Origin of the sequence: Chamaesiphon sp., from assembly GCF_041737865.1 — a bacterium.
Lineage (GTDB): Bacteria > Cyanobacteriota > Cyanobacteriia > Cyanobacteriales > Chamaesiphonaceae > Chamaesiphon.
In genome coordinates this window covers 1-1,663 of record NZ_JBGSQZ010000126.1, presented here as the reverse complement: position 1 = coordinate 1,663, position 1,663 = coordinate 1, and the positions used below count along the sequence as shown (strand labels likewise).

At 43.4% G+C, this 1,663-nt stretch carries 3 protein-coding genes; all 3 read left to right on the top strand.

The window, feature by feature from the left end; genetic code table 11:
* Nucleotides 1–440: 440 nt before the first annotated feature.
* The 3 genes from ACEW9J_RS09140 (at nucleotide 441) to ACEW9J_RS09130 (ending at nucleotide 1,591) form a co-directional block, all read left to right on the top strand.
* Entirely contained in the window at nucleotides 441–773 is a 333-nt protein-coding gene (locus ACEW9J_RS09140) for a type II toxin-antitoxin system PrlF family antitoxin (RefSeq protein ID WP_373544822.1), read from the top strand.
* Nucleotides 770–1,270, top strand: coding sequence for a type II toxin-antitoxin system YhaV family toxin (locus ACEW9J_RS09135; protein ID WP_373544821.1), 501 nt, complete (start codon nucleotides 770–772; stop codon nucleotides 1,268–1,270). Before ACEW9J_RS09140 ends, ACEW9J_RS09135 begins: the two co-directional genes overlap by 4 nt.
* Nucleotides 1,271–1,345: 75 nt before the next feature.
* Nucleotides 1,346–1,591 (top strand): hypothetical protein, encoded by a 246-nt coding sequence (locus tag ACEW9J_RS09130; RefSeq protein WP_373544820.1) that lies wholly within the window; start codon nucleotides 1,346–1,348, stop codon nucleotides 1,589–1,591.
* Nucleotides 1,592–1,663 lie beyond the last annotated feature (72 nt).

The window sequence follows — 1,663 nt, the reverse complement described above, 5'->3', positions numbered from 1 at the left end:
GACTGATGCACTTATTACACCACCTTGATTTGCTTAACCTCATTATCTCAAGATTGCAGTCACTTTGCTTATATTTTTGTCAAATTCCTCAATCCTCTTACTAGTACATAAGATTTATTTCTGCAAGCCAAATAAAAAGTGGGATGCTCCCCTCTTCGTGCAGTCTCCTCTGGGGTTAATTCGGGTAACTGGTATTTGCCTGAAGATATTGAATCAGCAGTCGGGCTATTCGCTGGTGGCAAAACTTCTGCTTTCGCAGTAACTGTTTCTACCTGCTCGTTTCTAGTTGGAGACACCACAATGAGCTTCCCGTCCTCCGTTAACTCCTTGTAGTTTTAGGTAACTGGTGGGGGAAAGGGGAAAGGGGAATCATGATTGACAAAGTAATGCAATTGCATTACTTTAAGGTTAGAGTTTACCCTACAAGTTGATAAGTTGCTATGGCTACACCATCAAACCCCTGCTCGGAATCTACTTTAACCGATCGCTATCAGACTACCGTTCCCGATTCCATTCGCAAAGTACTAGGATTGAACAAGCGCGATCGCATCTCCTATACTATAGGGTCTGACGGGCAAGTCACGATCGCGCGGGCGGAGGATAAAAATAACGATCCGCTGTTGGGACAGTTTCTAAATTTTCTAGCTACAGATATCCAAGCCAATCCCCAGCATGTGCGACAGGTTAGTTCCGATTTGGTCGATCGGATTCGATCTTTAGTTGATAATGTCGATCTCGATCTGGATGCACAACTAGCGGCTGAAGATGAATGAGTGAATCCGAACCGCAGCCGCTAATAATTAATGAATGGACTATATTTGCTCACGATCTGTTTCTCTCACATGTTGAAGAATTGTTAACCCAAGTTGCAAATCTGCGGCTGAAATATCCACAGGACTATCGTAAGAAAAATGCTTTTAAGCGGTTATCCGCAATAACCAAGCTAGCCTTTGATGTTATTCCTCAAGCTCCTACTTTACCAGTATATCGACAGGGTGCGACGCTGGGAGACGCTTGCAAACATTGGTTTAGGGCTAAGTTTTTTCAGCAGTATCGGTTGTTTTTTCGATTTCATCAAGAGAGTAGAATTATCGTCTATGCCTGGGTTAATGATGAAGATACAAAACGCGCTTATGATAGTAATACCGATGCCTATCTAGTTTTTAAGAAGATGCTGGATCGCGGTCATCCTGCAGATGAATGGGATGAATTACTCGCAGCAGCAAAAGTTGAAGTCGAGCGTCTAGATAAATTTAATCTAGAAATTTAATGGTTTTAATACTTTAGTCCATCCCAATGAATGTATCAAGTGATTAAACATTAGAAGAGGTCGAGATCGCAATTTATGCCCTATAGCAGCGTCACGATTCGGCAGAGCCGACGCTTCGCGAACGCTCAAGTTAAGCGGCAATTTCAAATCGAGGTAGTCACGGAGCCGTTCTTTCGCGCTCTACCGACACTTACGCCTGGTGAGTGGTTAACTACTCTATTGGCAAAGTCAGCTCCGCTGGCTGTGACATTGGCAGGGTGGTTTCATACAAGGAAAGAAAAAACATCATCAACTTGGTTAGCCCACAAACGTAAAGCTTGAGGAACAGTCCGAATACCAGCACGACGGACTAAAGTGACAATCCAAGTAAAGAAAATAGCCCAATTGACGGGA